This window comes from Enterococcus sp. C65, assembly GCF_040887165.1.
Classification (GTDB): Bacteria; Bacillota; Bacilli; order Lactobacillales; family Enterococcaceae; genus Enterococcus_B; species Enterococcus_B hirae.
In genome coordinates this window covers 44,565-66,513 of record NZ_JBFOFG010000006.1, presented here as the reverse complement: position 1 = coordinate 66,513, position 21,949 = coordinate 44,565, and the positions used below count along the sequence as shown (strand labels likewise).

24 protein-coding genes are annotated in these 21,949 nt (G+C 36.9%); 20 read left to right on the top strand and 4 right to left on the bottom strand.

Annotated elements, in window-relative coordinates; genetic code table 11:
* Positions 1 to 47: 47 nt before the first annotated feature.
* The 3 genes from copB to AB3I12_RS08180 all read left to right on the top strand — a co-directional run bounded on the left by copB (position 48) and on the right by AB3I12_RS08180 (position 4,541).
* Entirely contained in the window at positions 48 to 2,153 is a 2,106-nt protein-coding gene (gene copB / locus AB3I12_RS08190) for a copper/silver-translocating P-type ATPase CopB (protein ID WP_331245440.1), read from the top strand.
* Positions 2,154 to 2,610: 457 nt separating this feature from the next.
* Complete coding sequence (locus tag AB3I12_RS08185; RefSeq protein WP_063627366.1) at positions 2,611 to 3,903, top strand: helix-turn-helix domain-containing protein; 1,293 nt, start codon at positions 2,611 to 2,613, stop codon at positions 3,901 to 3,903.
* A gap of 59 nt (positions 3,904 to 3,962) precedes the next feature.
* Positions 3,963 to 4,541 (top strand): hypothetical protein, encoded by a 579-nt coding sequence (locus AB3I12_RS08180; protein ID WP_063627365.1) that lies wholly within the window; start codon positions 3,963 to 3,965, stop codon positions 4,539 to 4,541.
* Positions 4,542 to 4,691: 150 nt separating this feature from the next.
* Here AB3I12_RS08180 and AB3I12_RS08175 read toward each other — a convergent pair whose 3' ends face one another.
* A complete protein-coding gene (locus AB3I12_RS08175) occupies positions 4,692 to 5,036 on the bottom strand; it encodes a hypothetical protein (protein ID WP_014834534.1) in 345 nt (114 codons plus the stop codon).
* Positions 5,037 to 5,242: 206 nt separating this feature from the next.
* Here AB3I12_RS08175 and AB3I12_RS08170 point away from each other — a divergent pair, with 206 nt between their 5' ends.
* From AB3I12_RS08170 to AB3I12_RS08145, 6 genes are all read left to right on the top strand, one after another.
* Complete coding sequence (locus tag AB3I12_RS08170; protein WP_010718484.1) at positions 5,243 to 5,719, top strand: hypothetical protein; 477 nt, start codon at positions 5,243 to 5,245, stop codon at positions 5,717 to 5,719.
* 140 nt (positions 5,720 to 5,859) lie between these two features.
* Positions 5,860 to 6,099: a hypothetical protein gene (locus AB3I12_RS08165; protein WP_063627364.1), complete on the top strand. Its 240-nt coding sequence runs from the start codon at positions 5,860 to 5,862 to the stop codon at positions 6,097 to 6,099.
* A 146-nt stretch (positions 6,100 to 6,245) separates the two neighbouring features.
* Positions 6,246 to 6,458 (top strand): hypothetical protein, encoded by a 213-nt coding sequence (locus tag AB3I12_RS08160; protein WP_063627363.1) that lies wholly within the window; start codon positions 6,246 to 6,248, stop codon positions 6,456 to 6,458.
* 280 nt (positions 6,459 to 6,738) lie between these two features.
* Positions 6,739 to 6,978 carry a hypothetical protein gene (locus AB3I12_RS08155; RefSeq protein WP_063627362.1) on the top strand — a complete coding sequence of 80 codons (240 nt, stop codon included), beginning with the start codon at positions 6,739 to 6,741 and terminating at the stop codon, positions 6,976 to 6,978.
* Between the two features lie 490 nt (positions 6,979 to 7,468).
* Positions 7,469 to 8,359, top strand: coding sequence for a phosphate ABC transporter substrate-binding protein PstS family protein (locus AB3I12_RS08150; protein WP_034700844.1), 891 nt, complete (start codon positions 7,469 to 7,471; stop codon positions 8,357 to 8,359).
* A 181-nt stretch (positions 8,360 to 8,540) separates the two neighbouring features.
* Positions 8,541 to 11,006, top strand: coding sequence for a cation-translocating P-type ATPase (locus AB3I12_RS08145; RefSeq protein WP_063627361.1), 2,466 nt, complete (start codon positions 8,541 to 8,543; stop codon positions 11,004 to 11,006).
* Positions 11,007 to 11,105: 99 nt separating this feature from the next.
* On the opposite strand, the gene AB3I12_RS08140 is transcribed toward AB3I12_RS08145, so the two are convergent.
* Together AB3I12_RS08140 and AB3I12_RS08135 are read right to left on the bottom strand one after the other, a co-directional pair.
* Complete coding sequence (locus tag AB3I12_RS08140) at positions 11,106 to 12,839, bottom strand: ATP-binding protein (protein WP_063627360.1); 1,734 nt, start codon at positions 12,837 to 12,839, stop codon at positions 11,106 to 11,108.
* Positions 12,836 to 13,540 carry a response regulator transcription factor gene (locus tag AB3I12_RS08135; protein WP_010718479.1) on the bottom strand — a complete coding sequence of 235 codons (705 nt, stop codon included), beginning with the start codon at positions 13,538 to 13,540 and terminating at the stop codon, positions 12,836 to 12,838. The genes AB3I12_RS08140 and AB3I12_RS08135 overlap by 4 nt, the downstream gene beginning before the upstream one ends.
* Before the next feature lie 195 nt (positions 13,541 to 13,735).
* Here AB3I12_RS08135 and AB3I12_RS08130 point away from each other — a divergent pair, with 195 nt between their 5' ends.
* The 5 genes from AB3I12_RS08130 to AB3I12_RS08110 all read left to right on the top strand — a co-directional run bounded on the left by AB3I12_RS08130 (position 13,736) and on the right by AB3I12_RS08110 (position 17,301).
* Positions 13,736 to 14,239 (top strand): DUF523 domain-containing protein, encoded by a 504-nt coding sequence (locus AB3I12_RS08130; RefSeq protein WP_010718478.1) that lies wholly within the window; start codon positions 13,736 to 13,738, stop codon positions 14,237 to 14,239.
* Positions 14,199 to 14,537 carry a putative DNA-binding protein gene (locus tag AB3I12_RS08125; RefSeq protein ID WP_010718477.1) on the top strand — a complete coding sequence of 113 codons (339 nt, stop codon included), beginning with the start codon at positions 14,199 to 14,201 and terminating at the stop codon, positions 14,535 to 14,537. The genes AB3I12_RS08130 and AB3I12_RS08125 overlap by 41 nt, the downstream gene beginning before the upstream one ends.
* Before the next feature lie 15 nt (positions 14,538 to 14,552).
* Positions 14,553 to 15,971, top strand: a complete 1,419-nt coding sequence (gene ffh, locus AB3I12_RS08120) for a signal recognition particle protein (RefSeq protein ID WP_010718476.1) — start codon at positions 14,553 to 14,555, stop codon at positions 15,969 to 15,971.
* A gap of 215 nt (positions 15,972 to 16,186) precedes the next feature.
* A complete protein-coding gene (locus tag AB3I12_RS08115; RefSeq protein ID WP_010737917.1) occupies positions 16,187 to 16,768 on the top strand; it encodes a DNA-3-methyladenine glycosylase I in 582 nt (193 codons plus the stop codon).
* A gap of 5 nt (positions 16,769 to 16,773) precedes the next feature.
* Complete coding sequence (locus AB3I12_RS08110) at positions 16,774 to 17,301, top strand: dihydrofolate reductase family protein (protein WP_034700956.1); 528 nt, start codon at positions 16,774 to 16,776, stop codon at positions 17,299 to 17,301.
* Positions 17,302 to 17,598: 297 nt separating this feature from the next.
* Here AB3I12_RS08110 and AB3I12_RS08105 read toward each other — a convergent pair whose 3' ends face one another.
* Positions 17,599 to 18,153, bottom strand: a complete 555-nt coding sequence (locus AB3I12_RS08105; RefSeq protein ID WP_010718468.1) for an NADPH-dependent FMN reductase — start codon at positions 18,151 to 18,153, stop codon at positions 17,599 to 17,601.
* 338 nt (positions 18,154 to 18,491) lie between these two features.
* Between AB3I12_RS08105 and AB3I12_RS08100 the strand changes: the two genes are divergently transcribed.
* From AB3I12_RS08100 to AB3I12_RS08075, 6 genes are all read left to right on the top strand, one after another.
* Positions 18,492 to 18,692 carry a PLDc N-terminal domain-containing protein gene (locus AB3I12_RS08100; RefSeq protein WP_010737914.1) on the top strand — a complete coding sequence of 67 codons (201 nt, stop codon included), beginning with the start codon at positions 18,492 to 18,494 and terminating at the stop codon, positions 18,690 to 18,692.
* Positions 18,692 to 19,591 (top strand): ABC transporter ATP-binding protein, encoded by a 900-nt coding sequence (locus AB3I12_RS08095; RefSeq protein WP_063627359.1) that lies wholly within the window; start codon positions 18,692 to 18,694, stop codon positions 19,589 to 19,591. Before AB3I12_RS08100 ends, AB3I12_RS08095 begins: the two co-directional genes overlap by 1 nt.
* Positions 19,588 to 20,358 carry an ABC transporter permease subunit gene (locus tag AB3I12_RS08090; protein ID WP_063627358.1) on the top strand — a complete coding sequence of 257 codons (771 nt, stop codon included), beginning with the start codon at positions 19,588 to 19,590 and terminating at the stop codon, positions 20,356 to 20,358. Before AB3I12_RS08095 ends, AB3I12_RS08090 begins: the two co-directional genes overlap by 4 nt.
* 100 nt (positions 20,359 to 20,458) lie before the next feature.
* Entirely contained in the window at positions 20,459 to 20,734 is a 276-nt protein-coding gene (gene rpsP, locus AB3I12_RS08085) for a 30S ribosomal protein S16 (RefSeq protein WP_010718464.1), read from the top strand.
* 11 nt (positions 20,735 to 20,745) lie between these two features.
* Positions 20,746 to 20,994, top strand: coding sequence for a KH domain-containing protein (locus AB3I12_RS08080; RefSeq protein WP_010718463.1), 249 nt, complete (start codon positions 20,746 to 20,748; stop codon positions 20,992 to 20,994).
* A 107-nt stretch (positions 20,995 to 21,101) separates the two neighbouring features.
* Positions 21,102 to 21,944, top strand: coding sequence for a hypothetical protein (locus AB3I12_RS08075; protein ID WP_063627357.1), 843 nt, complete (start codon positions 21,102 to 21,104; stop codon positions 21,942 to 21,944).
* Positions 21,945 to 21,949: the final 5 nt, after the last annotated feature.

Genomic DNA, 21,949 nt, shown 5'->3' with positions numbered 1-21,949 from the left:
AAACGAATACCAAGAATAATTTAAAGGAACATGGAAAAATGGAAAATATGGATCAACACCATACGCATGGACACATGGAACGGCACCAACAGATGGACCATGGACACATGAGCGGAATGGATCATAACCATATGGATCATGAAGATATGAGTGGAATGAATCATAGCCACATGGGTCATGAAAATATGGATGGAATGGATCATTCTATGCACATGGGGAACTTTAAGCAAAAATTTTGGTTTTCTCTGATTTTAGCGATTCCGATTATTCTTTTTTCACCGATGATGGGGATGTCCTTTCCTTTTCAAGTGACGTTTCCTGGTTCTAATTGGGTGGTGTTGGTTCTGGCAACGATTTTATTTATTTATGGCGGACAACCATTCTTAAGCGGAGCCAAAATGGAATTGAAACAAAAAAGTCCAGCAATGATGACACTGATTGCTATGGGGATTACCGTCGCATATGTTTATAGTGTGTATTCTTTTATAGCCAACCTCATCAACCCCCATACACATGTCATGGATTTTTTCTGGGAATTAGCAACGTTAATCGTAATCATGTTATTGGGACATTGGATCGAAATGAATGCAGTCTCTAATGCCAGCGATGCTTTACAAAAATTAGCAGAATTATTACCTGAATCGGTAAAACGATTGAAAAAAGACGGGACTGAAGAAACCGTCTCTTTAAAAGAGGTCCATGAAGGTGATCGTCTAATTGTTCGTGCTGGAGACAAGATGCCAACGGATGGGACGATCGACAAAGGACATACCATTGTTGATGAATCTGCTGTTACGGGTGAATCCAAAGGGGTTAAAAAGCAAGTGGGCGATTCGGTCATTGGTGGATCAATTAATGGCGACGGAACAATTGAAATTACTGTAACAGGTACTGGCGAAAATGGTTACCTTGCAAAAGTAATGGAGATGGTACGAAAAGCCCAAGGAGAAAAATCTAAATTAGAGTTTCTATCAGATAAAGTAGCAAAATGGTTATTTTATGTGGCTTTAGTAGTTGGGATCATCGCCTTTATTGCTTGGCTCTTCCTAGCAAATCTACCAGATGCACTAGAACGAATGGTCACCGTGTTCATCATTGCTTGTCCGCATGCACTGGGACTTGCGATTCCATTAGTCGTTGCTCGTTCGACTTCGATCGCAGCTAAAAATGGGTTGCTTTTGAAAAATCGGAATGCGATGGAACAAGCCAATGATCTAGATGTGATCATGTTAGATAAAACAGGCACGTTGACCCAAGGAAAATTTACTGTAACTGGTATTGAGATTTTAGATGAAGCTTATCAAGAAGAAGAAATCTTGAAATATATTGGTGCTTTAGAAGCACATGCAAATCATCCTTTAGCGATTGGGATAATGAATTATTTAAAAGAAAAAAAGATTACTCCTTATCAAGCACAGGAACAAAAAAATTTAGCAGGTGTTGGTTTAGAAGCAACTGTGGAAGACAAAGATGTTAAAATTATTAATGAAAAAGAAGCAAAACGTTTAGGACTAAAAATCGACCCTGAACGATTAAAAAACTATGAAGCTCAAGGAAACACTGTCAGCTTTTTAGTAGTTTCAGATAAATTAGTGGCTGTGATTGCTCTAGGAGATGTCATTAAACCAGAAGCAAAAGAGTTTATCCAAGCGATCAAAGAAAAAAATATTATCCCAGTCATGTTGACTGGGGATAACCCCAAAGCAGCCCAAGCAGTAGCGGAATATCTTGGAATCAATGAATATTACGGTGGTCTACTGCCAGATGACAAAGAGGCGATCGTTCAAAGATATCTTGATCAAGGAAAAAAAGTGATCATGGTTGGTGACGGCATCAATGATGCGCCAAGCTTAGCACGGGCAACGATAGGTATGGCAATCGGAGCAGGAACTGATATTGCGATTGATTCTGCAGATGTTGTCTTAACGAACAGTGACCCCAAAGATATCTTGCATTTCTTAGAATTAGCAAAAGAAACGAGAAGAAAAATGATCCAAAATCTTTGGTGGGGCGCTGGTTATAATATTATTGCTATTCCTTTAGCAGCAGGAATCTTAGCACCGATCGGACTTATTTTAAGCCCAGCAGTGGGAGCAGTCTTGATGTCACTAAGTACAGTGGTCGTTGCGCTCAACGCCTTAACTTTAAAATAAGTTGTTAACGTTACTTGATTAACGAGTGAGTGTAAGAATAGAAAAAAGACAATCTTTAAGGACAAACACAAGCAAATTTATTCAAATGAAAACTGGCAAGCAGCTATTTTTCAGCGAATCAATTTTAGCAAAGGTCGTTAAAGATTGTCTTTTTTATTTATGTAGACAAAATGAAAAGAAAAAATGGCAGGAGAGAGGTTGAGAGAGGTATTCAAGAAATAATCAGTAACCATAGTTGTTCCCATTGTACGAAATTTTGCACAGTTCAATGTGTGACGGTAAGAAAAAAATAGCAGTAGTTAACTTTTTCGATCTGTTAAATTAGAATTTAATGAATTTCGTTTGAATTAAAGAAGAAAAAATGTTTTTTTTCGTAATTTATATATAGGGAGATGTATTAATCTATAGTTGATCGTACTCCTGAAACACACAGTAAAAAATAAGTGAGGGAACGCCAATGAAGTGGCAAAGATTATTGTCAAAAAATGTACAAAATCTATTTATATTGATCCATCAAATGAAAGATTTATCGTGGAAAAAAACGGATCTAGCAGAAAAACTATTAGTTGATGTAAAAACGATCGATCGATATTTAAAAAGATTAGAAGAAGGAGATTTTCCGATCCAACTGATTCAACATAAAAAAAGCGTAAAGCTGATTTATAATAAAGGCTACAGTGAGCCCTATTTGTTGTTTGATTTTCTGATCCACTCTTCGTCCTTTTGCTTATTGAAGGATTTGATTTTGAACACGGAGTATCAACAAGAGTATGACCGCTCCTCACAAGATCGTCTAAGAAAATGGCTGGGTGAATATCATTTGTCTTTTTCTTATCGAAAACAACAACTTTATGGTTCTGAAAGAAAGATACGCTATCTTTTTTTCTGTTTTCTTAAAGATTTTCCCCTCTTTTTTATTGGGGATACAGAACAGTCTTTTTCCGAATTATTTATCCATTTGTTGGAGACACGTGCCCAAAATGCCGAAATCAAAATATTAGACGAACATCGCACGCTTTTTTTTGAACTTTTTCCAGAGTTGTTATTCCGACACGAACAACGTTTATCTGTCCGCGAAAAAAATTACCGCTGTATCGTTCGTTTAAGTTGCAACATCATTATCGAAAAATACTGGAAAAAAATTGAAGAAACGAAAATCTACCGAAAATTAATGACCTTAACAGAGAAATTGGATTCGTTGTTTTGGTTGGCTAGTGAATTTGAAAGTACGAATAAAACAACGATCACGCGAGTTATCTATCAAGAGTGGCTCCGTTACTCAATTGGACTACACGAAAGAGTAGTCAAAGAGGAATTTCATGAGTATCAGGAAAGCTTGCGTTTGGTGCCGAATGTTAATGAAAAACTTTATCAATACCGGATGGCTTTACAACAAGCACTTACATATCCATCGTATGAATGGGGCCTACTTTTACTTAAAGTTTTGCAAGAAAGAGGATACCTGGAAATCTATCCACCAGAAGTAAAAATCGTCTTTTTTTTTCGTTACGATCATGAGGAAGCGCGCCGCCTAGCTTCTGTTCTGGATAAGACCTTGCGACATCGAAAACGGACCTCCATACATGTTTGTACTCGATCAATCCCTCCAAGTTATGCACAATTGATTATTACGGACCATTTTTTTCCATTAAATAATAGTAAACATCAAAAGACTTATTTCTACCAACCTTCTTTTGGGGTAGATCGTCTACTATCAGATATTGATTATTGGATTGATACGAAAAATTGATTTTTATCATATGAAAAGGGTGTGTTATAATAAAGAAGATGAGTAAAGGAGGATGTCTTTTGGATTTAAAGAAATTAGAAGTTCCTACATCTTCAATCACTGAAGTAAAACGATCACCGATGGATGTATTTGATCAGGCAAGAAAAGCTGAAACCGGTGTATATATATTTAATCGTGAAAAAGTTGCAGGAGTGATGTTGACACAAGAGCAATATGAAACACTGTTACAAGAATTAGCAGATTTACGTCAGAAGGCAAATGAAGAAGTACAGGCACCTATAGAAAGTAATGAACTACTTGGAAACTACACTGACCAAACAGCTGCTGTCGTTTCGACTTCTGATGGTCTAGATGAGTTGGTACAAACACTGAAACGTTATTTGATTACTGGTGTAACGATTTCTGCTAAAAATTTAGATGAACGAATGGTTACACTAGGTTTCATTACGAAAAAGACGGGCTTTGGAGGAGTGGTCGATATGTTAAACGAATTGACCGCAACTGGAAAGATCAATTATCAGTTACGTAGAAAACCAAACAGTCGTACAGTAATTGCCGAGATTATTGGTGAACAAGACAGTCAATCACAATTATTTGATAAAATTATTATAAAAAAAATCTATCTGCATGAACTTTAATGAATAGCGTAAATTTTTATTTTTTGCTTCTTTCGGTGCTATGATTTTTCAGACTTTTTTACAAGGATCAATGAGAAATCATAGCTGATTTTCTATAAAAATTGGGTGTTTACCGATCCTTTGCTAGTCATATTTTTTCGATTCACTGATTTAGCGAGTGAAAATTCTTGCCCAAAAAGCCCCAAGAATTTGAGGGATCAAATACAAAACTGAAAGCAGTAAAATCAGTTGGGTTGGTTTGAATGGCTGGTAAAAGAAATGCCAATCAGAGTAATAGTGACAAATCAAATAAGAAATGAATGTTGAACTAATATTAATAAAGAAGAGAAAGAGTAACTGTTGCTTTTTCTGGAAGCTAAAGCCAGCGTAAAAAGACAGAAAAATCAAAAAAATCAAGCCAAAAACAGAATGATACCGATAATCTAGTAGTAAAGAGAAGTACACATACGGAATGAAAAGTAAGAGCAAAATTAATTTTTTTCCATGATTTTTCATGGTGTGTTCCCCCAATCAGGTGAATCCGATTTCTTCTACTTTCATTCTAAAATCAACCAGCTAATAATCAAACACTTTTTTGAAATTTGTAGATTAAATGAATAAACTCTCATAGCCTTATCTCTAAAAAAAAAGATTTTCCCCCTAATTTTTTTAGAGAAAACGCTTATAGTAGGTGAAAGAAAAAATCGCGTAGGAGTAAAGTGATGAAAAAGAAAATAAAACTTGAACAATTGTATTTATTTTTTTGGTTTTTTCCAATTCTGCTGTTGCCGTTTACTTGGGTGAATGCCGTTGTTCAGGGAGCAGAAATTTTGGGGCTAATTCATGGTACTGGGATTGTAGTATCGAAAAATTTTCCAATTTTAACACTATTCTATTTTTTAGTGAGTATGAGCTTGATTTTGACAAATAAATTTATGAATAGTTATAATTGGCACTTGATTCATTTTTCTTGTATGTTGGTTTTTACTTCCTTTTTTTCTATTCTGCCACGAATCATTGTTGGACCGAATGGCTTAAGTGAAAGTGGATTGAAAGATACAGGGGAAACTTCGATGTACTTTTTGACCATTAAACCAAGTTTTTATCTAGCGATTCTTTCGTTTTTATTAGCAGTCATTTTTTATTCTATAGCAAAATTAAGAATAGAAGAAAAACTGTCCGGCGAAGTTAATAAATAGGTTCAATAAAGAGGAAACATTGTGAGCAAATGATAGTAGCGAACAGTGTTTTTTTGCTCTTTGTCAAAGATTTTTGATCCCAAAACAGGCGTTGGCAGGATTCGACGTTTTGAAAACACTGTACAAAAATACCTGAAAGGATGGCAGGAAAGCAAGAACAACTTAAGGAAATAGAAGAGAAGTTAGAAATAGCGAAAAAACAGCTTCGTTTCCCACAAAAGGAAGAACTCAAAGAAAAAGTGGTAGAACAAACTAGAATAAACATAGAAATGGAGTATTCACTAAGTAAGAAGTTAGATACGCAATCAATGGATGAAGATATGAATGAAGCAATGTTGCCTGAAGAAGAATACAATGAAGAAAATCAAATCGAAATATAAAAGAATGAATAACTGAATGTATTACATATTCCGCAAAGGAAATATCTCTTTTCGTATAATAATCAACCTATTTAAAAAATTCAAATAGCCTTTTTAGGCAAGCTAAAGATCTTTATTCTATGATATAATATTATTGTAGAAAGTTTGTGGCGGTTTGGCAAATCCAATTGAGGGGGCGTGGTGCCTATGGGCTTATTAGCTTGTTGGACGTACTCTTTAGAAAGGAAATGCCTGATTTGTTCTCATTGGATCAAATCATTGCTATTATCGGAACAGCAGCAGTAATAATTACTGCAATAGCGAAAGCTAGTGATTCGATTTTAGCATGGTTAAAGTTCAAAAAAGAACAAAAAAAATAGAGCCGTCTCAACTTTTGGCGAAGTAGACAGGCTCTAAAGCTTTGTATATATGCCATCCGCTTTGAACGGACTACACTGGGCATGTTACAGCATGCCCTTTCATTTTTATTATAACCCATTTATCTAAATTTGAAAAGTAACTTTGTTTGCGAAGTGTTGTTCTGCATGACATTAAATATAGCATATTGCTACTTCTTCAATCATAGTAGAATCATTAATCCCAATTGCTATTCTATTACTTGAATAGGGCTTTTTGTCAAATGATGATTGTAGAAAGTTTGTGGCGGTTTGGCAAATCCAATTGAGGAGACGTGGTGCCTATGGGCTTATTAGCTTGTTGGACGTACTCTTTAGAAAGGAAATGCCTGATTTGTTCTCGTTGGATCAAATCATTGCTATTATCGGAGCAGCAGCAGTAGTAATTACTGCCGTAGCGAAAGCTAGTGATTCGATTTTAGCATGGTTAAAGTTCAAAAAAGAACAAAAAAAAATAGAGCCGTCTCAACTTTTGGCGAAGTAGACAGGCTCTAAACTTGTTAAAAAATGCCATCCGCTTTGAACGGACTACACATTAAGGGCTATGTTAGCGCATAGCTCCTTTATTTAATTATAGTATATCGTAGATAGAGAAGAAAGAAAAGGATTAAAGGTTAGTTTTGATATAAATTAACCTTTATTTTTGGGCTTTTTGTCAAATGACGTTGGTAAAGAGAAAGTCTAGAATCATTTGGCCAGAAAGAAGAAAACTTCTTTCTGTGTTTTTTTTTTGGTTAAAATAGTTTTACGTGACGGATCATGGTTTAAAGGATTTCAGTGGGGCTCTTCTCTCTGTTTTTACATCATAAAAAATTTGTCGGTGAATTTCACCAACATCAAAAAGTACGAAGCCTTTTTATTTGGCTTCGATTTACGATAACTTTACATAAATTAACTGGATATTTACACCTTCAATATGCAGGATTTACAGTGGATTGCTACAATTTACTTGTAAATAAGAAAGGGGTATATCAATGAAAAAAGTATTATTTTCTTTAGGTGTTTTAGGTCTTATGTTAGCTGGCTGTGGTTCCGGTTCTGGTAGCACGGATGGCTCCGCAGCACAAAATAATTCTGCAACTTCTGGCGATCAAGTCAAAATCGTGGCTGTCGGATCTACTGCGCTCCAACCTTTAGTCGATGCGGCACAAGAAAGTTTTGTCCAAAAAAATCCCAACTATCAAATCTCTGTCCAAGGTGGCGGAAGTGGTACTGGGTTAAGTCAGGTCGAGTCTGGGGCAGTGACGATCGGAAACTCCGATGTCTTTGCTGAGGAAAAAGAAGGCGTAGATGCAAGTAAAATAAAGGATCATAAAGTTGCGGTGGTAGGTATGGCGCCAATCGTCAATAAAGACACGAACGTCAAAAATATTACAAAACAGGAATTAATTGATATATTCACTGGAAAAATTACCAATTGGCAAGAACTAGGTGGGAAAGATGAAAAAATCAATGTCATCAATCGGGCAAATGGTAGTGGTACACGAGCTACTTTTGAAAAGTGGGGATTAGATGGTGCTACTCCAGTACAATCACAAGAACAGGATTCATCAGGAACTGTTCGACAAATTGTTAGCCAAACTCCTGGCGCAATCAGCTACCTTGCTTTTTCTTATTTGGATGATAAAACACAGGCTTTAAGTATTGATGGTGTAGAACCAAAAGAAGAAAATGTTGCTGACAACAGTTGGAAAATTTGGTCTTATGAACACATGTATACAAATGGTGAGCCTTCCCCGGAAGTTCAAAAATTTTTAGATTATATGATGACAGACGAAATCCAACAAGGACCGGTGAAAGAACTCGGTTACTTACCAATTACTGCGATGAAAGTAGAACGTGATGCTGAAGGAAACTTAAAATAAGCAATCATGTACTCAAATCTGCTACCCCTAAAAGTGTGCCTTTAACGGGCATGCTTTTTTTTAGCTATTTCCTGCAAATGAATATGACAGTAATGAAAGATATTTATTAGTCATTTCATAGGCTTTTTTTTTACAAATGTATTAAGGTAAATATAATACTAATAATCGAGGTAAACGGTAAATGAGAATATTTAGTCATCAAACGGAAGTTGAAAAAGATCAAACTTCAGTTAAAAATATTACAAGATATGCTCCCGATTATCGAAAGGGGCTAACAGATGAGCAAGTTGCAGAACGAGTGCATGCTCAAGCAACAAATGAAACGATCGACCCATCATTTAAAACGAACAAACAAATCGTTTTGCAAAATATATTTACTTATTTTAATTTGATTTTTATCGTCTTAGCAGTTTTATTATGTCTAGTTAGTTCCTATAAAAATTTGACTTTTTTGCCAGTGATTCTTGCAAACACGGGAATTGCTATCTATCAAGAGATTCGCTCAAAAAAGATATTAGATAATTTGAGTGTACTGAATGCAGCAAAAGTCACAGTCGTAAGAAACGGCGTAGCCAATAAGATCGATATGGAGGAATTAGTTTTAGATGATGTCATCTTGCTCGAAACGGGTCAACAGATTCCTGCAGACGGTTATGTCTTAGACGGTAAATTACAAGTCAACGAAGCACTTTTGACAGGTGAAGCAGATGAGATCGTGAAAGAAGTAGATGATTATTTGATGTCAGGGAGCTTTGTCGTTTCTGGTAAGGCTTATGTACGATTAGACAAGGTTGGCTATGACTCTTACATCTCCCAATTAACAGCAAAAGCAAAAAAAATGGGAGGAGGCGAACAATCAGAAATGATTGCTTCGCTGAATAAATTAATCAAATGGATCGGGATCATTATTATTCCCATCGGCATCACTTTGTTTTCACAAAGTTACTTTTTTAATGGCAACACGATCAAAGAAAGTGTGGTAGCCATGGAAGCAGCTTTAATCGGGATGATACCAGAAGGATTGTATCTATTGACAACGATCGCTCTAGCAATGAGTGCCGCTCGTTTAGCTAAGCAACGAGTATTATTACATGATATGAAAAGCATAGAGACTTTAGCAAGGGTTAATGTACTATGTGTAGATAAAACGGGAACTATTACTGAAAATCAGATGTCTGTACAAAAACTAGTGATTGCTAAAAATGAGCAAGCGGAGCAACAGGCAACTAGGATTCAAGAACTCATTTCAGATTATGCTAAAGCTATGGCAAATGACAATGCGACGATGCAAGCAATCAAAACGTACTTTAATAAGCCTACAGATCAAGAACCTTTATCTATCTTGCCTTTTTCATCGGTACAAAAATTCAGTAGCGTAACATTTGCTGATGGGGTCTATGTATTAGGAGCGCCAGAAATGGTTTTACGTGAACGTTTCGAAACAGTTAAAAATGAATTTAGTCAATATGCTGATCAGGGCTATCGTGTGTTGGTTTTCGGTAGTTACCAAGGAATATTGAGCGAAGCACTTTTAGAAGCAGAAGTGATTCCGCTTGCTTATCTTTTGATTGCCAACCCAATTCGAAAAGAAGCCCCTGACACATTTGCTTATTTTAAGGAACAAGGGGTAGCAATCAAAGTGATTTCAGGGGATAATCCGCAGACCGTTTCAACTGTCGCATTACAGGCGGGCATTGCTAATGCAGACCAATATATTGATGTTTCTCAACTTGCTGAGGAAGATTATCTCTCAGCAGTGGAAAAATACACCGTATTTGGACGGGTAAAACCTGAACAAAAAATGCAGTTCGTTCAGCTTCTTAAACAAAAAAATACAGTCGCGATGACTGGTGATGGTGTCAATGATATTTTAGCAATGAAAGAAGCTGATTGTAGTATCGCTATGGCTTCTGGCAACGAAGCAACGATCCAAGCTGCGCAAGTTGCCTTATTAGATTCTGATTTTTCTAGAATGCCTGAGATCGTAGCAGAAGGTCGGCGAGTTGTTAATAATATTGAACGATCTGCTAGTTTGTTTTTAGTAAAAAATATTTTTTCTTTCTTACTTTCCGTCTTTTCTGTCTTGTTTGCACTGACTTATCCGTTGGAGCCTTCTCAAATTACCTTGATTAGTCTGTTTACGATTGGTTTGCCATCGTTTTTACTTGCTCTTGAAGAAAACAAAAATCGAATTGAAGGAAAGTTTATTGTGAATGTCTTAGAAAAAGCCATTCCTGGTGGGCTAACAGATATGACTGTCGTGGGGACTTTAGTGGTAGGCGGTGTCATCTTGCATTTGAATAAGACAGATGTTTCCACGGCTTCAACGATGCTACTGACAGCGGTTGGTTTTCTCGTACTCTATAAAATTTGTCACCCATTGAACCAATTCAGAGGGCGGATCATTTTATTTTGTGCAGCAGGTATCTTATTTTCAGTCGTCTTTCTGCATAAATTATTTTCTATCTCCGCTATTTCACCCGTTTCGATTCTGTTGCTTTTGATTCTATTTTTTGCGGCGGACTCGATTTTCCGGCAGTATACGCGAATGATCGAAAATTACAGCCAGTTGAAGGATGGAAAGAAAAAACGGTCTATTTGGTTCTGGCTCAAAGTGCTGTTTTCAGTAGACAATAAACACGATTAACAGATAGACAAAACAAAAATAGGCGGTTATGCCAACCGCCTATTTTTTTCTGTTCCTCTATTTCACTTGTTCATTCATTTTTTGAAGATTTAAAGGTGATCATGCTGGAGGGATGGTGACGGTAAAAGTCGACCCCATTCCTGGATGACTTTCCACTTTGATCGTACCACCCAAGAGATTGACGTAATCTTTCACAATAGCCAGACCTAGACCAGTACCACCTGAGTGTCGACTACGTGCTTTATCCACTCGATAGAAGCGCTCAAAGATCCTTTCTTGATCTTCACGATCAATCCCAATACCAAAGTCTTGGACGGAGAATGTCAATTGGTTGTCAACCTCGTAACGGATGATTATTTTCTCTGATTCTTTAGAATATTGGATTGCATTTTCGATCAGATTTTTGATGATCGGGTATAAGAGTTCAGTTTGAGTTGTAAATGATTTTTCTTTCTGTTGCATTTCCAGGGTTAAGTGTTTCTTTTCGATCATTGGTTGGTAACTTTGAATGATTTGTTCAAAGTAAGTTGCTAAATGGATGGTTTGCGTTTCGTGTGCCGTTTCTTCATCTTTTGATAACTGAATGATTTCTCGGATCAGCTTATCTAAACGAATCGCATCTTTTTGCATGATCAATAGGAACTCATTCAATATTTTTGGGTCATCTTTGGCTCCATCCAGCAGTGTTTCAGTAAATCCGATCAATGAAGTAACCGGTGTTTTAAGTTCATGAGAAACATTTCCTACGAAGTCTTTTTGCAGTTTTTCTAATCGTCTTACTTTTGTGAGATCATAAGCCACGCCTAGAATCTGCCCAGTCTCTTCAGAACTATTGAAGTAACGTAAGCTGATGTCTAATGTTTGTTGTCCCTCTGAAATAGTAATTTCTTGATGGATCAATGGTTCATTTGGCGTAACTTGGTGAATCAATTGGATTAATTTTGGCTCTTGAATGATCTCAGTATACCGTTGATTAGGCTGATAATCATGTACCCCTAAATGTGCCTGCATTTTTGGATTCAATAGCCGCAGATGTGACTCTGAATCGATCAAAAAGACACCAATCATTAATTCATTCAATAGAGTATACAATTGTTCTTCAGTGGTCGTATAGGCACGATAGACTTTACTCATTTGTTCACTCAAAGCATTGATCGTTTGGTAAAGTTCTTCCCATTGATCAGAAGTTTGCATGATGGTCTCGGTTTTATCAGGGTTTTTGACCATTTTCTTTAAGACGGGCAGCACGGTTTTCAAGGGACGGTTACGTTGATAAACCAAATAATAGCTCATACTGGACAAAACAACGAAGAAAACCAAAAAGAAGAAAAAGACCCAACGACGAAAATTTTCTGTTCTTGGCAAAAAGCCATTTGTTGGTTCTGCGATTCGAATAATGGCTTCCAACTGCCCATTCTTCTTGATCGGTAGTGCTACATATAATAGTTCTTCCTTTAACGTACTGCTCATTCTTAAAGAAGTACCTAGTGAGCCGCCATCAAGGACTGCTTTGATTTCTGGACGAGTATTTCGCTGCCCTCGTAGTGAGTGATCGGTCGTATCGAATAGGATTGTACCATTTGGAGCTAATAAGGTTAGTCGTTCATTTGATTGATGAACAAAGTCTGTTAAAACTGATTGATTATGCTTCGAAGATAAATCATCAATAGTCAATTGCTGGATCAGCAATTGCCCTTTTTTTGAAAGATAGCTTTCTTGTTGCTCGATGATTTGTTGTTTGAAATATTGAGAAATCATTTGCCAGCCACCGAAAAAGAGTCCCACTAAGAGAATGAAAAAGAAGACACGCTCAGAAATTTTTTTCCAATTCATCGTTTTGGTTCCTGAAATTTATAGCCAAAACCGCGAACTGTCACTAAATATTTTGGATGTTTAGGGTCTCTTTCGATTTTTTCTCTTAAGTGACTGACATGGACATCAACGATTCGACTTTGACCTGCAAAATCAAAATTCCAGATGCGATTTAGCAGCGTATCACGATCAATTACACGATCTTTTCGTTTCATAAAATAAACGAGCAGTTCAAATTCTTTTGGCGTTAATTCGATTGGTCGTTCCTCTACGGTTACTTGGAAATTCGTTAAATCTGCTTTGATCTGTCCAATCGTTAGGTAAGCAGGTTCTGCTTCTTCTTGTTGGACATGGCGTGGTTCGATGCGGCGAAAAATAGCTTTCATTCGAGCAAGTACTTCTCTAGGGCTGAAAGGCTTTGTTAAATAATCATCAGCACCAATTTCCAAACCGATGATCCGATCGACCTGGTCATCTTTGGCTGTTAGCATTAAAATTGGAGTATCAATTTTTTCTTGTCTTAACTTTTGGGTGATTGCCATACCATCTATAGAAGGCAGCATCACATCTAAAATCATAAAATCAAAAGGTTCTTCCAGTGCTAATTCCAGTCCTTTTTGTCCGTCTAAAGCACTTGTTACTTGATACCCTTCTTTTTCCAGATTGAATGTCAACAATGTGACGATTGAAGGTTCATCATCTACCACTAATACTTTTTTCATAACTTCTCCCTTTTCTTGCGTTCATTCTTTTTGTTTATTTAAAAACAGCTATCAACTAATGCCTGGTTTTTTTAATTAAGTGTCATGAATAGACATTTCTTATTTTAGCATAGAATCCAGTAGAAGGACTATTTTACCAACTAAATAAATGGTATAATAGGAAGGCACTTTGTTGGATAAAGGAGTGAGTGGCAATTGATCGGAATTAGCGCTTGTTTAGGCGGTGTCTTATGTCGGTATGATGGACAAGAAAAAGCTGTGCCCGAATTAAAGAAACTGGTCGCTGAAGGTAAAGCGATCATGGTTTGTCCTGAAGTAATGGGCGGTCTTTCAACTCCTAGAGCCCCAGCAGAAATCGTTGGTGGCGATGGATTTGACGTTTGGAATGGTCAGGCAAAAGTGATCACTACAAATGGTGAAGACGTCACAAAAGCCTACCAAGAAGGGGCAATCCATGCTTATCAAAAATTAAAAGAGCAAGAAATAGATTTAGTGATATTAAAAGCGAAAAGTCCTTCTTGTGGTTCCTCTCTTATTTATGATGGGAGTTTTTCAGGAACCTTGAAGTCTGGAACTGGTGTGGCAACTGCTTATTTTATCCAACAAAAGATGACCGTACTCTCTGATGAAGAATGGTTGAAATTGCGAGGTGAACAGAATGGAAATCGAGAAAACGAACCGAATGAACGCACTTTTTGAATTTTATTCTACGCTTTTAACCGAAAAACAGATGAATTATATGGAGTTGTATTATGCAGACGATTTTTCATTAGGAGAAATAGCAGAAGAGTATGAAGTAAGTCGCCAAGCAGTATACGATAATATCAAACGAACCAGTAAGATTTTAGAAGATTATGAAAAGAAACTCCATCTTTTCTCTAATTATATTGTTCGGGAACAGTTATTAGAAAAAATGAAAACTTATGTAAAGGAAACTTATCCTAAAGATGAAGTTCTCCTTGATTATGTGAAACAGATCCAAGAAATTGAAGAATAAAGGAATGAAGAAATCATGGCATTTGAAAATTTAACTGAGCGCCTTCAACAGGCAATGAGCAAGTTAAGAAAAAAAGGGAAAGTTTCAGAAGCTGACGTCAAAGAAATGATGCGGGAGATCCGCCTTGCATTACTAGAAGCCGATGTAAACTTACAAGTAGTAAAAGACTTTACGAAGCGTGTTCGAGAACGGGCGATTGGTGTAGAAGTATTAGAAAGTTTAACACCTGCACAACAAATCGTTAAGATCGTTGATGAAGAATTGACGATCACTTTAGGGGCAGAAACTGTTGAATTGAATAAATCACCAAAAATTCCAACAGTCATCATGATGGCAGGTTTGCAAGGGGCAGGTAAGACGACGTTTACTGGTAAACTAGCCAACTATTTAAAGAAAAATGAAAATGCACGTCCTTTACTAATCGCAGGTGACGTGTATCGTCCAGCTGCGATCGATCAATTGAAAGTTCTAGGGCAACAATTAGATGTACCTGTTTTTGATATGGGAACAGATGTTAGTCCAGTTGAGATCGTTCGTCAAGGGATGGAATTAGCAAAAGAAAAGAAAAATGATTATGTTCTGATCGATACGGCGGGGCGTCTGCATATCGATGAAACCCTGATGGATGAATTGAAACAAATCAAAGAATTAACACAACCAAATGAAATCTTGTTGGTTGTCGATGCGATGACCGGTCAAGATGCTGTCAATGTGGCAGATAGTTTTAACCAACAACTAGGGATCACTGGGGTAGTTATTACTAAATTAGATGGTGATACACGTGGTGGTGCAGCACTTTCGATCCGTTCTGTGACTGGCGCACCAATCAAATTCATCGGGTCAGGGGAAAAATTAACAGATCTTGAAGTTTTCCATCCAGACCGTATGGCAAGCCGTATTCTTGGTATGGGCGATATGTTGACGTTGATCGAAAAAGCGCAACAAGACTATGACGAGAAAAAAGCAGAAGAATTAGCGAAAAAAATGCGGGAAAATTCATTTGATTTCAATGATTTCATTGAACAGTTGGATCAAGTGATGGGGATGGGACCGTTAGAGGATCTGATCAAAATGATTCCTGGGATGAACCAAGTACCAGGGATTGAAAATGTCAAAGTAGATCCTAAAGATGTCGAACGTAAAAAAGCAATGGTTTACTCAATGACACCTGCAGAAAGAGAAAACCCTGATTTATTGAATCCAAGTCGTCGCAGAAGGATTGCCGCAGGTTCTGGTAACAGTGTGGTTGAAGTTAACCGCATGATTAAGCAATTTAAAGAATCACGCAAAATGATGCAACAAATGTCTAAGGGAGATATGAATATTCCTGGAATGGACCAAATGTTTGGCACAGGTGTCAAAGGAAAACTTGGAAAAATGGCGATGAATCGCATGATCAAGAAAAACAAAAAGAAAAAGAAAAAACGGAAATAAAGCTTCTATCGTACGTCTATCGTACTTCTATTATAATAGTAGAATTTTGTTTACCGTTTCATCCATCGAAAGAATCGTTGAGTTAGCTTCTGCTGGCTTTGCGATTCTTTTTTTGCATACTAGATAAACCCAATTCAAAAACTACCTGCCATAGCGTTCCTCATTTTAGATAGAGAAACAAAGGAATGGTACAATAAAGCTAAGAGGTGAAGAGAATGAAACGAAGATGTCCTTGGGGTGAGCAAACAGCAAGTATGAAACATTATCATGACACAGTTTGGGGTGTTCCAGAATATGATGATCAATTACTTTTTCGTAAATTGATGTTAGATATCAATCAAGCGGGATTAAGCTGGCAAACGATTTTGAATAAAAGTGCCTCCTTTGATGAAGCTTATGACTTTTTTTCGATCGGTAAAGTAGCCGAATATACAGAAGCAAAAATCAATGAGTTGATGGAAAATAAAGGGATCATTCGTAACCGTCGTAAAATTGAAGCAGCGGTAGCCAATGCTCAGGGTGTCCAAAAAATCCAACATGAATTTGGTAGTTTTGCGGATTATTTGTGGTCATTTTCGGATCATCAAGTGATCAATCACTCGTATAAAGAACAAAATGAGGTACCAACAACGAGCCCGTTATCTGATCAAATCGCCAAAGATCTAAAACAACGCGGATTTAAATTCATCGGAAGCACAACCATATATGCTTTTTTAGAAGCTGTGGGAATTGTCAATGATCATTTAGATCATTGCTTTCGCAAACAAGAAGTCAGCCAGATGGGAAAAGGAGAGTGAATATGATGGGGAAAATCGTCTTTTATGGTGCCATTAGTTTAGATGGCTACTTAGCAACAAAAGAGGATAGTTTACAGTGGTTATTTGACACACCAACTGGAGAAAAAACAACTTACGAGGCTTTTTATCAAACAATTGATCAAACGATTATGGGAAGAAAAACTTATCAGGAAGCCAAAAAATTGTTAGCAACTGACCATCTGTATCCTGAAAAAAAGAATTTTGTATTTTCTACTAACAAAGAATTGGTATTAAATGATGCAACAGTTATTCATGAAGATCCCGTTTCATTCGTGAAAAACATAAAAGAACATTCTAACCAAACAGTCTGGGTCGTTGGTGGTGGGAATTTGTTGAAACCTTTGATCGAAAATCATTTGATCGATGAATGGTGGATCCAAATTGCACCTGTGCTTTTAGGAGAAGGTATTCGATTGTTTCAAGAAGGCGCATACGAAGAACGATTGAAACTAGTTGATACTAATTATTTTGGAGAGTTCATTGAATTGCATTATGTAAGTAATCGTGGATAATACTGGTTTAGTAAAAGGGAAGAGAAGTCTCGGAAAAAAGAACATAAAGAGGAATGAAAATTTTTCAAAGCATGAGGAGCGATTTTAACAAATCCTTTCTGATCCGCTCGGAGCTTATCGCTTTTTTCGTGGTCTTATTCATGTATTGAAAACAAGCCAAAGAATTCCAAAATAGGAGAAGCTATTTTCGGATTCTTCGGCTTGTTTTTCAGAGCTAGACATGCCACAACCTTTTTTCGATTGTTTCCTTCATATATGATCTATTTGATTCGACCCATCGCTTATCAAAGCTAATTTTTACTTAGTTAATTTATTTAAAAAATCAAGATAAGCATCTAGAATCGTTTGGAAGAAGCTGAGTGTTCCTTCCACAATATGACCTTCTTCATCAACTAAATTTGCAATATTGCCAATATAAGCTTCAGGTTGTTGTAAGGTAGGAACATTTAAGAATACAAGTGATTGACGTAGGTGATGGTTCGCGCCAAATCCACCGATACCGCCAGGGGAAGCAGTGACAACTAACCCAGGTTTACCGTCCCAAGCGCTTTGACCGTAAGGACGAGAGCCTACATCTAGCGCATTTTTAAGTACAGCAGGAACCGAACGATTGTATTCTGGAGAAACAAAAACAACACCTGCTAATTCCTTGACCTCATCACGGAAACGACTCCATTCAGCAGGAGCATTCTCTGGAGTTTCAAGATCTTCGTTATAAAAAGGCAGATCATCGATCTTTACAAAAACACCTTCATATCCTTCAGGTAGCAAGTTAGCGAAAGCCTCTGCTACTTTTCTATTGTACGAATCCTTACGCAAACTACCTACAAAAAATCCAATTTTTTTAGTCATAAAACAATTCCTCCTTCAAACTTTCTATATTTATCTTACAAAAAATAAGTAAACTCAGCAAATAAAAACACTTGAGGAACATAGCGACTAACTTAACTACTTTTTTCGACTACTTATAGTAGTTATTACGTATATATATTTGCTTCACTTGACATGGATCTTCTATAATTAGTGAATAGAAGTCTTGTCTGAAGGAGTTTGTGTGATTTTTTTAGAAAAGAGTGTAGTACATGAACTTTTGATAAAGAATGTTTCTCATTGAAACATCGGTACACATCATCGCATGACTTGGGGTAACGCAGCATCAAATAAAAAGATGAAATTGGTAGGTGGAACAAATGCATATTAACGAGTTTTTACCATTTTTGATCCCGTTAGTGATCATACAACTTGGGTTATTTTTTTATGCCCTTTATCATATTTTGACTCATACGCATTATCGATTTGGCAGTCGAACACTCTGGATCATCGTAATTCTCATAGGATTTCAATTTGTTGGTCCAATCTTGTATTTCGTGTTCGGTAAGGAGGAGGCATAATGGCGATCCTTGAACTAATCGATGTATCAAAATCTTTTGGTGAAAAAAAAGTGTTGAACCATCTTTCCCTTACCGTCAAGGAAAAGACGATCTTTGGGTTTATTGGAAAAAATGGTGCAGGGAAAACGACAACGATGAAATTGATTTTGGGGTTGCTAAAAAAAGATGCTGGAACAATCAAGGTTAATGATGAAACGGTTCACTATGGTCAAACAAAAACGAATCGCTGGATCGGCTATTTGCCAGATATTCCGATGTTTTATGACTACCTTACCGCCGAAGAGTATTTGCAATTATGCGGGGAAATCACCGAGATGCCTAAACATAAAATCCAACAAAAAACGCAAGAGTTATTAGCGTTAGTCGGATTGGCTCACGAGAAAAAAAGGATTAGGACTTTTTCAAGAGGGATGAAGCAACGTTTGGGGATTGCCCAGGGGTTACTGAATGAACCAAAACTGTTTATTTGTGATGAGCCGACTTCGGCGTTGGACCCATTGGGGCGTAAAGAAATTTTGGATATCTTATTACGTGTCAAAGAGCAAACAACGATCCTTTTTTCCACACATATTCTATCAGACGTGGAACAAATTTGTGATGAAGTGGCTTTCTTAAATAAAGGAGAAATCGTTTTATCGGGCACGGTAGCAGAATTGAAAACCCATCCTAAAAATGAAGGATTTGAAATCCAATTTTCAACTGTGAAACATTCTCAAGAATTTTTATCGCTTTTGCCGGGAGCAATCATGAAAAATGAAACCCTTATTTATCCTGGCAGAACTAACGAAGACTTACTTCGTGCACTATCTTTAATTGTTGATCACAAATTACCGATTCAATCGATTCATCGTTTAGAACCTTCCTTAGAACAAATTTTTATGGAAGTGGTGGACAAATGAAGCAATTACTCGCGTTTTCAAAAAAAGAATGGAAGGAAAATTGGCGTACAGGTAGATTATTACTGTTGCTTTCATTAACGATCATTTTTGGGATCATGAATCCACTGATAGCCAAATTAACACCCTACATCGTTCAATCGATGTCAGAAAATTTAGCAGCATCTGGTATGAAAATCGGGGAAGTCAATGTAGATGCGCTGACTTCTTGGGGACAATTTTATAAAAACATGCCTATGTTTCTTTTATTGTTTTTGTTATTGTTTAGCTCGACCTTGACGAATGAATATCAAAAAGGAACATTGATTAATCTTTTAACCAAAGGGATGGTTCGCTGGAAAATTTATTTTACTAAATGGATCATGGGACAGTTTTTTTGGGCAGTTGGTTTTTGGGGTTGTTCCTTCATTACTTACTTTTATACTGCTATTTATTGGGATAATGAGCTGGTTGTTCAATTAGGGACAAGAAGTTTTTATTATTATTTATGGGGTGTGTGGTTATATACTTTATTTCTATGGTTGTCCTCCTTTATTTCTTCTGGCTATTTTGTGCTAGCTTGTGGAGGGATTTGTGTGGCTGGCTGTTATTTGTTATCTATGTTTACAAAAGTTGCTGAGTATTCTCCTTTTTATTTAACGACAGCTTCGAACGCATTAGGGGAAAGGATTGATTCGAGTAACTATTCTTTTTCTTTAATGGTAACAGGTTTGATGATTGCTGCCTTTTTAGTGACAGGAATTCTTTTTTTCAATAAAAAAGAGAGTTGAAAAAATTTTTTATTAGCTGTAAAGAAAAAAAGCTTTACAGGGTAAAAAAAAACTGTTACACTACAACTTGTGAATAAAACAATGGAGGTGGAAATATATAATGGCAGTTAAAATCCGTTTAAAACGTATGGGTTCTAAAAAGAGTCCTTTTTACCGTATCGTCGTAGCTGATTCACGTTCTCCTCGTGATGGACGTTTCATCGAAACTGTAGGTACTTACAATCCTTTGAAAGACCCTGCAGAAGTAGTTTTAAAAGAAGATTTAGTTCTTAACTGGTTATCTAAAGGTGCGCAACCTTCTGATACTGTACGTAACATCCTTTCAAGAGAAGGCGTTATGCAAAAACACCACGAAGCTAAATTCTCAAAGAAATAAGGTGATCGGATATGAAAGATTTAAGCGAATTAGTCTTAACAATCGTTCGTCCGTTAGTCACTTATCCTGAACAAGTCCAGTTAGAAGTCACTGAGTCAAAAGACTTCTATGAATATAACCTAACTGTGGCTCCTGAAGATATTGGTCGTATCATCGGTAAACAAGGGCGTGTTGCGAAAGCAATTCGTACGATCGTTTACGGGGTACGAACAAATGCACCGAAAAAAGTGCGTTTAAATATCATCGATCATAAGGAATAAAAAAAGCTGTTTCGTCTTGACGAGACAGCTTTTTTCTTTTTGAGGTGACTACTTGGCAAATGAGTATAGAAAGCGTATCCTTAAAGTATAGAAAGGAGTAGATACCTATGAAAAAAGTTGCATTATTGATACCAGCTCTTTTACTTTTAAGTGCCTGTCAAGGGACAAATAATTCTACTGAAACAACTGATACGGCGACACCAGAGACTCATTCAACGAGTCATAGTACTTCCAAAGAAACAGATACTCAATCAACAACCAAAAAGAGTGAAAGCTCTGAGATGTCTGGAAATACAACGGAAACGGCGACTACAAAAACAGAAACATCTACACAGAATAAACAAGCACAAACCGCATTTGAAGAACTGAAAGAAAAATACCCAACGACACCGATGCCACAAGAGATTCCGATTACAACAGGGAAATTAAACATCGCTGCTGCCGAAACCAAACAGGGCTTTTCGATCTTATACTATGATCTACCGAAAGCCTATGTCTTAAATGCCAAAGAGTTAAACCAAGAAACCCCGATGGCTTCTTATCTTTACCAATATGGTTTTGCTTCTAGTCAAGAAGCAATTGATGCCTTGAGACCAGTTACAGTTGATACAAATGGCCGACAAGTCGATTTGGGCTACAATATCACTGGCTATCAACAAGGAGCGGCGGGATCTAGTATTCTAGAATGGCAAGAAGGAAATTGGAGTATTCGTGTCCGGGCAAGTAATATTGAAGGACAAGATCCTGTACCGTTAGCCAAAGAAATCGTTGCTTACTTAGAAAAAGCAAGTTTGCCTGCGCCTGAGAAGTACGGGAAAATTACGGTTGAAATGAATGATTCTTCCAAACAAGCTACACAAGTAAGCTGGCAAGAGCCTAAAAATGTTTATACTGTTACCCACAAAGATACTCTTTCCGCATTGAAAATGGCTGTTTCTATGAACCAATAAATGAT

Excerpts from the sequence above, each read along its gene's own strand:
- AB3I12_RS08150 (WP_034700844.1), top strand. The coding sequence starts at position 7,469 with ATGAAAAAAGTATTATTTTCTTTAGGTGTTTTAGGTCTTATGTTAGCT.
- AB3I12_RS08175 (WP_014834534.1), bottom strand. The coding sequence starts at position 5,036 with ATGAAAAATCATGGAAAAAAATTAATTTTGCTCTTACTTTTCATTCCG.
- rpsP (WP_010718464.1), top strand. The coding sequence starts at position 20,459 with ATGGCAGTTAAAATCCGTTTAAAACGTATGGGTTCTAAAAAGAGTCCT.
- AB3I12_RS08115 (WP_010737917.1), top strand. The coding sequence starts at position 16,187 with ATGAAACGAAGATGTCCTTGGGGTGAGCAAACAGCAAGTATGAAACAT.
- AB3I12_RS08090 (WP_063627358.1), top strand. The coding sequence starts at position 19,588 with ATGAAGCAATTACTCGCGTTTTCAAAAAAAGAATGGAAGGAAAATTGG.
- AB3I12_RS08075 (WP_063627357.1), top strand. The coding sequence starts at position 21,102 with ATGAAAAAAGTTGCATTATTGATACCAGCTCTTTTACTTTTAAGTGCC.
- AB3I12_RS08170 (WP_010718484.1), top strand. The coding sequence starts at position 5,243 with ATGAAAAAGAAAATAAAACTTGAACAATTGTATTTATTTTTTTGGTTT.
- AB3I12_RS08140 (WP_063627360.1), bottom strand. The coding sequence starts at position 12,839 with ATGAATTGGAAAAAAATTTCTGAGCGTGTCTTCTTTTTCATTCTCTTA.
- AB3I12_RS08185 (WP_063627366.1), top strand. The coding sequence starts at position 2,611 with ATGAAGTGGCAAAGATTATTGTCAAAAAATGTACAAAATCTATTTATA.
- AB3I12_RS08100 (WP_010737914.1), top strand. The coding sequence starts at position 18,492 with ATGCATATTAACGAGTTTTTACCATTTTTGATCCCGTTAGTGATCATA.
- AB3I12_RS08125 (WP_010718477.1), top strand. The coding sequence starts at position 14,199 with ATGGAAATCGAGAAAACGAACCGAATGAACGCACTTTTTGAATTTTAT.
- copB (WP_331245440.1), top strand. The coding sequence starts at position 48 with ATGGATCAACACCATACGCATGGACACATGGAACGGCACCAACAGATG.
- AB3I12_RS08080 (WP_010718463.1), top strand. The coding sequence starts at position 20,746 with ATGAAAGATTTAAGCGAATTAGTCTTAACAATCGTTCGTCCGTTAGTC.
- ffh (WP_010718476.1), top strand. The coding sequence starts at position 14,553 with ATGGCATTTGAAAATTTAACTGAGCGCCTTCAACAGGCAATGAGCAAG.
- AB3I12_RS08145 (WP_063627361.1), top strand. The coding sequence starts at position 8,541 with ATGAGAATATTTAGTCATCAAACGGAAGTTGAAAAAGATCAAACTTCA.
- AB3I12_RS08165 (WP_063627364.1), top strand. The coding sequence starts at position 5,860 with ATGGCAGGAAAGCAAGAACAACTTAAGGAAATAGAAGAGAAGTTAGAA.
- AB3I12_RS08095 (WP_063627359.1), top strand. The coding sequence starts at position 18,692 with ATGGCGATCCTTGAACTAATCGATGTATCAAAATCTTTTGGTGAAAAA.
- AB3I12_RS08110 (WP_034700956.1), top strand. The coding sequence starts at position 16,774 with ATGGGGAAAATCGTCTTTTATGGTGCCATTAGTTTAGATGGCTACTTA.
- AB3I12_RS08135 (WP_010718479.1), bottom strand. The coding sequence starts at position 13,540 with ATGAAAAAAGTATTAGTGGTAGATGATGAACCTTCAATCGTCACATTG.
- AB3I12_RS08105 (WP_010718468.1), bottom strand. The coding sequence starts at position 18,153 with ATGACTAAAAAAATTGGATTTTTTGTAGGTAGTTTGCGTAAGGATTCG.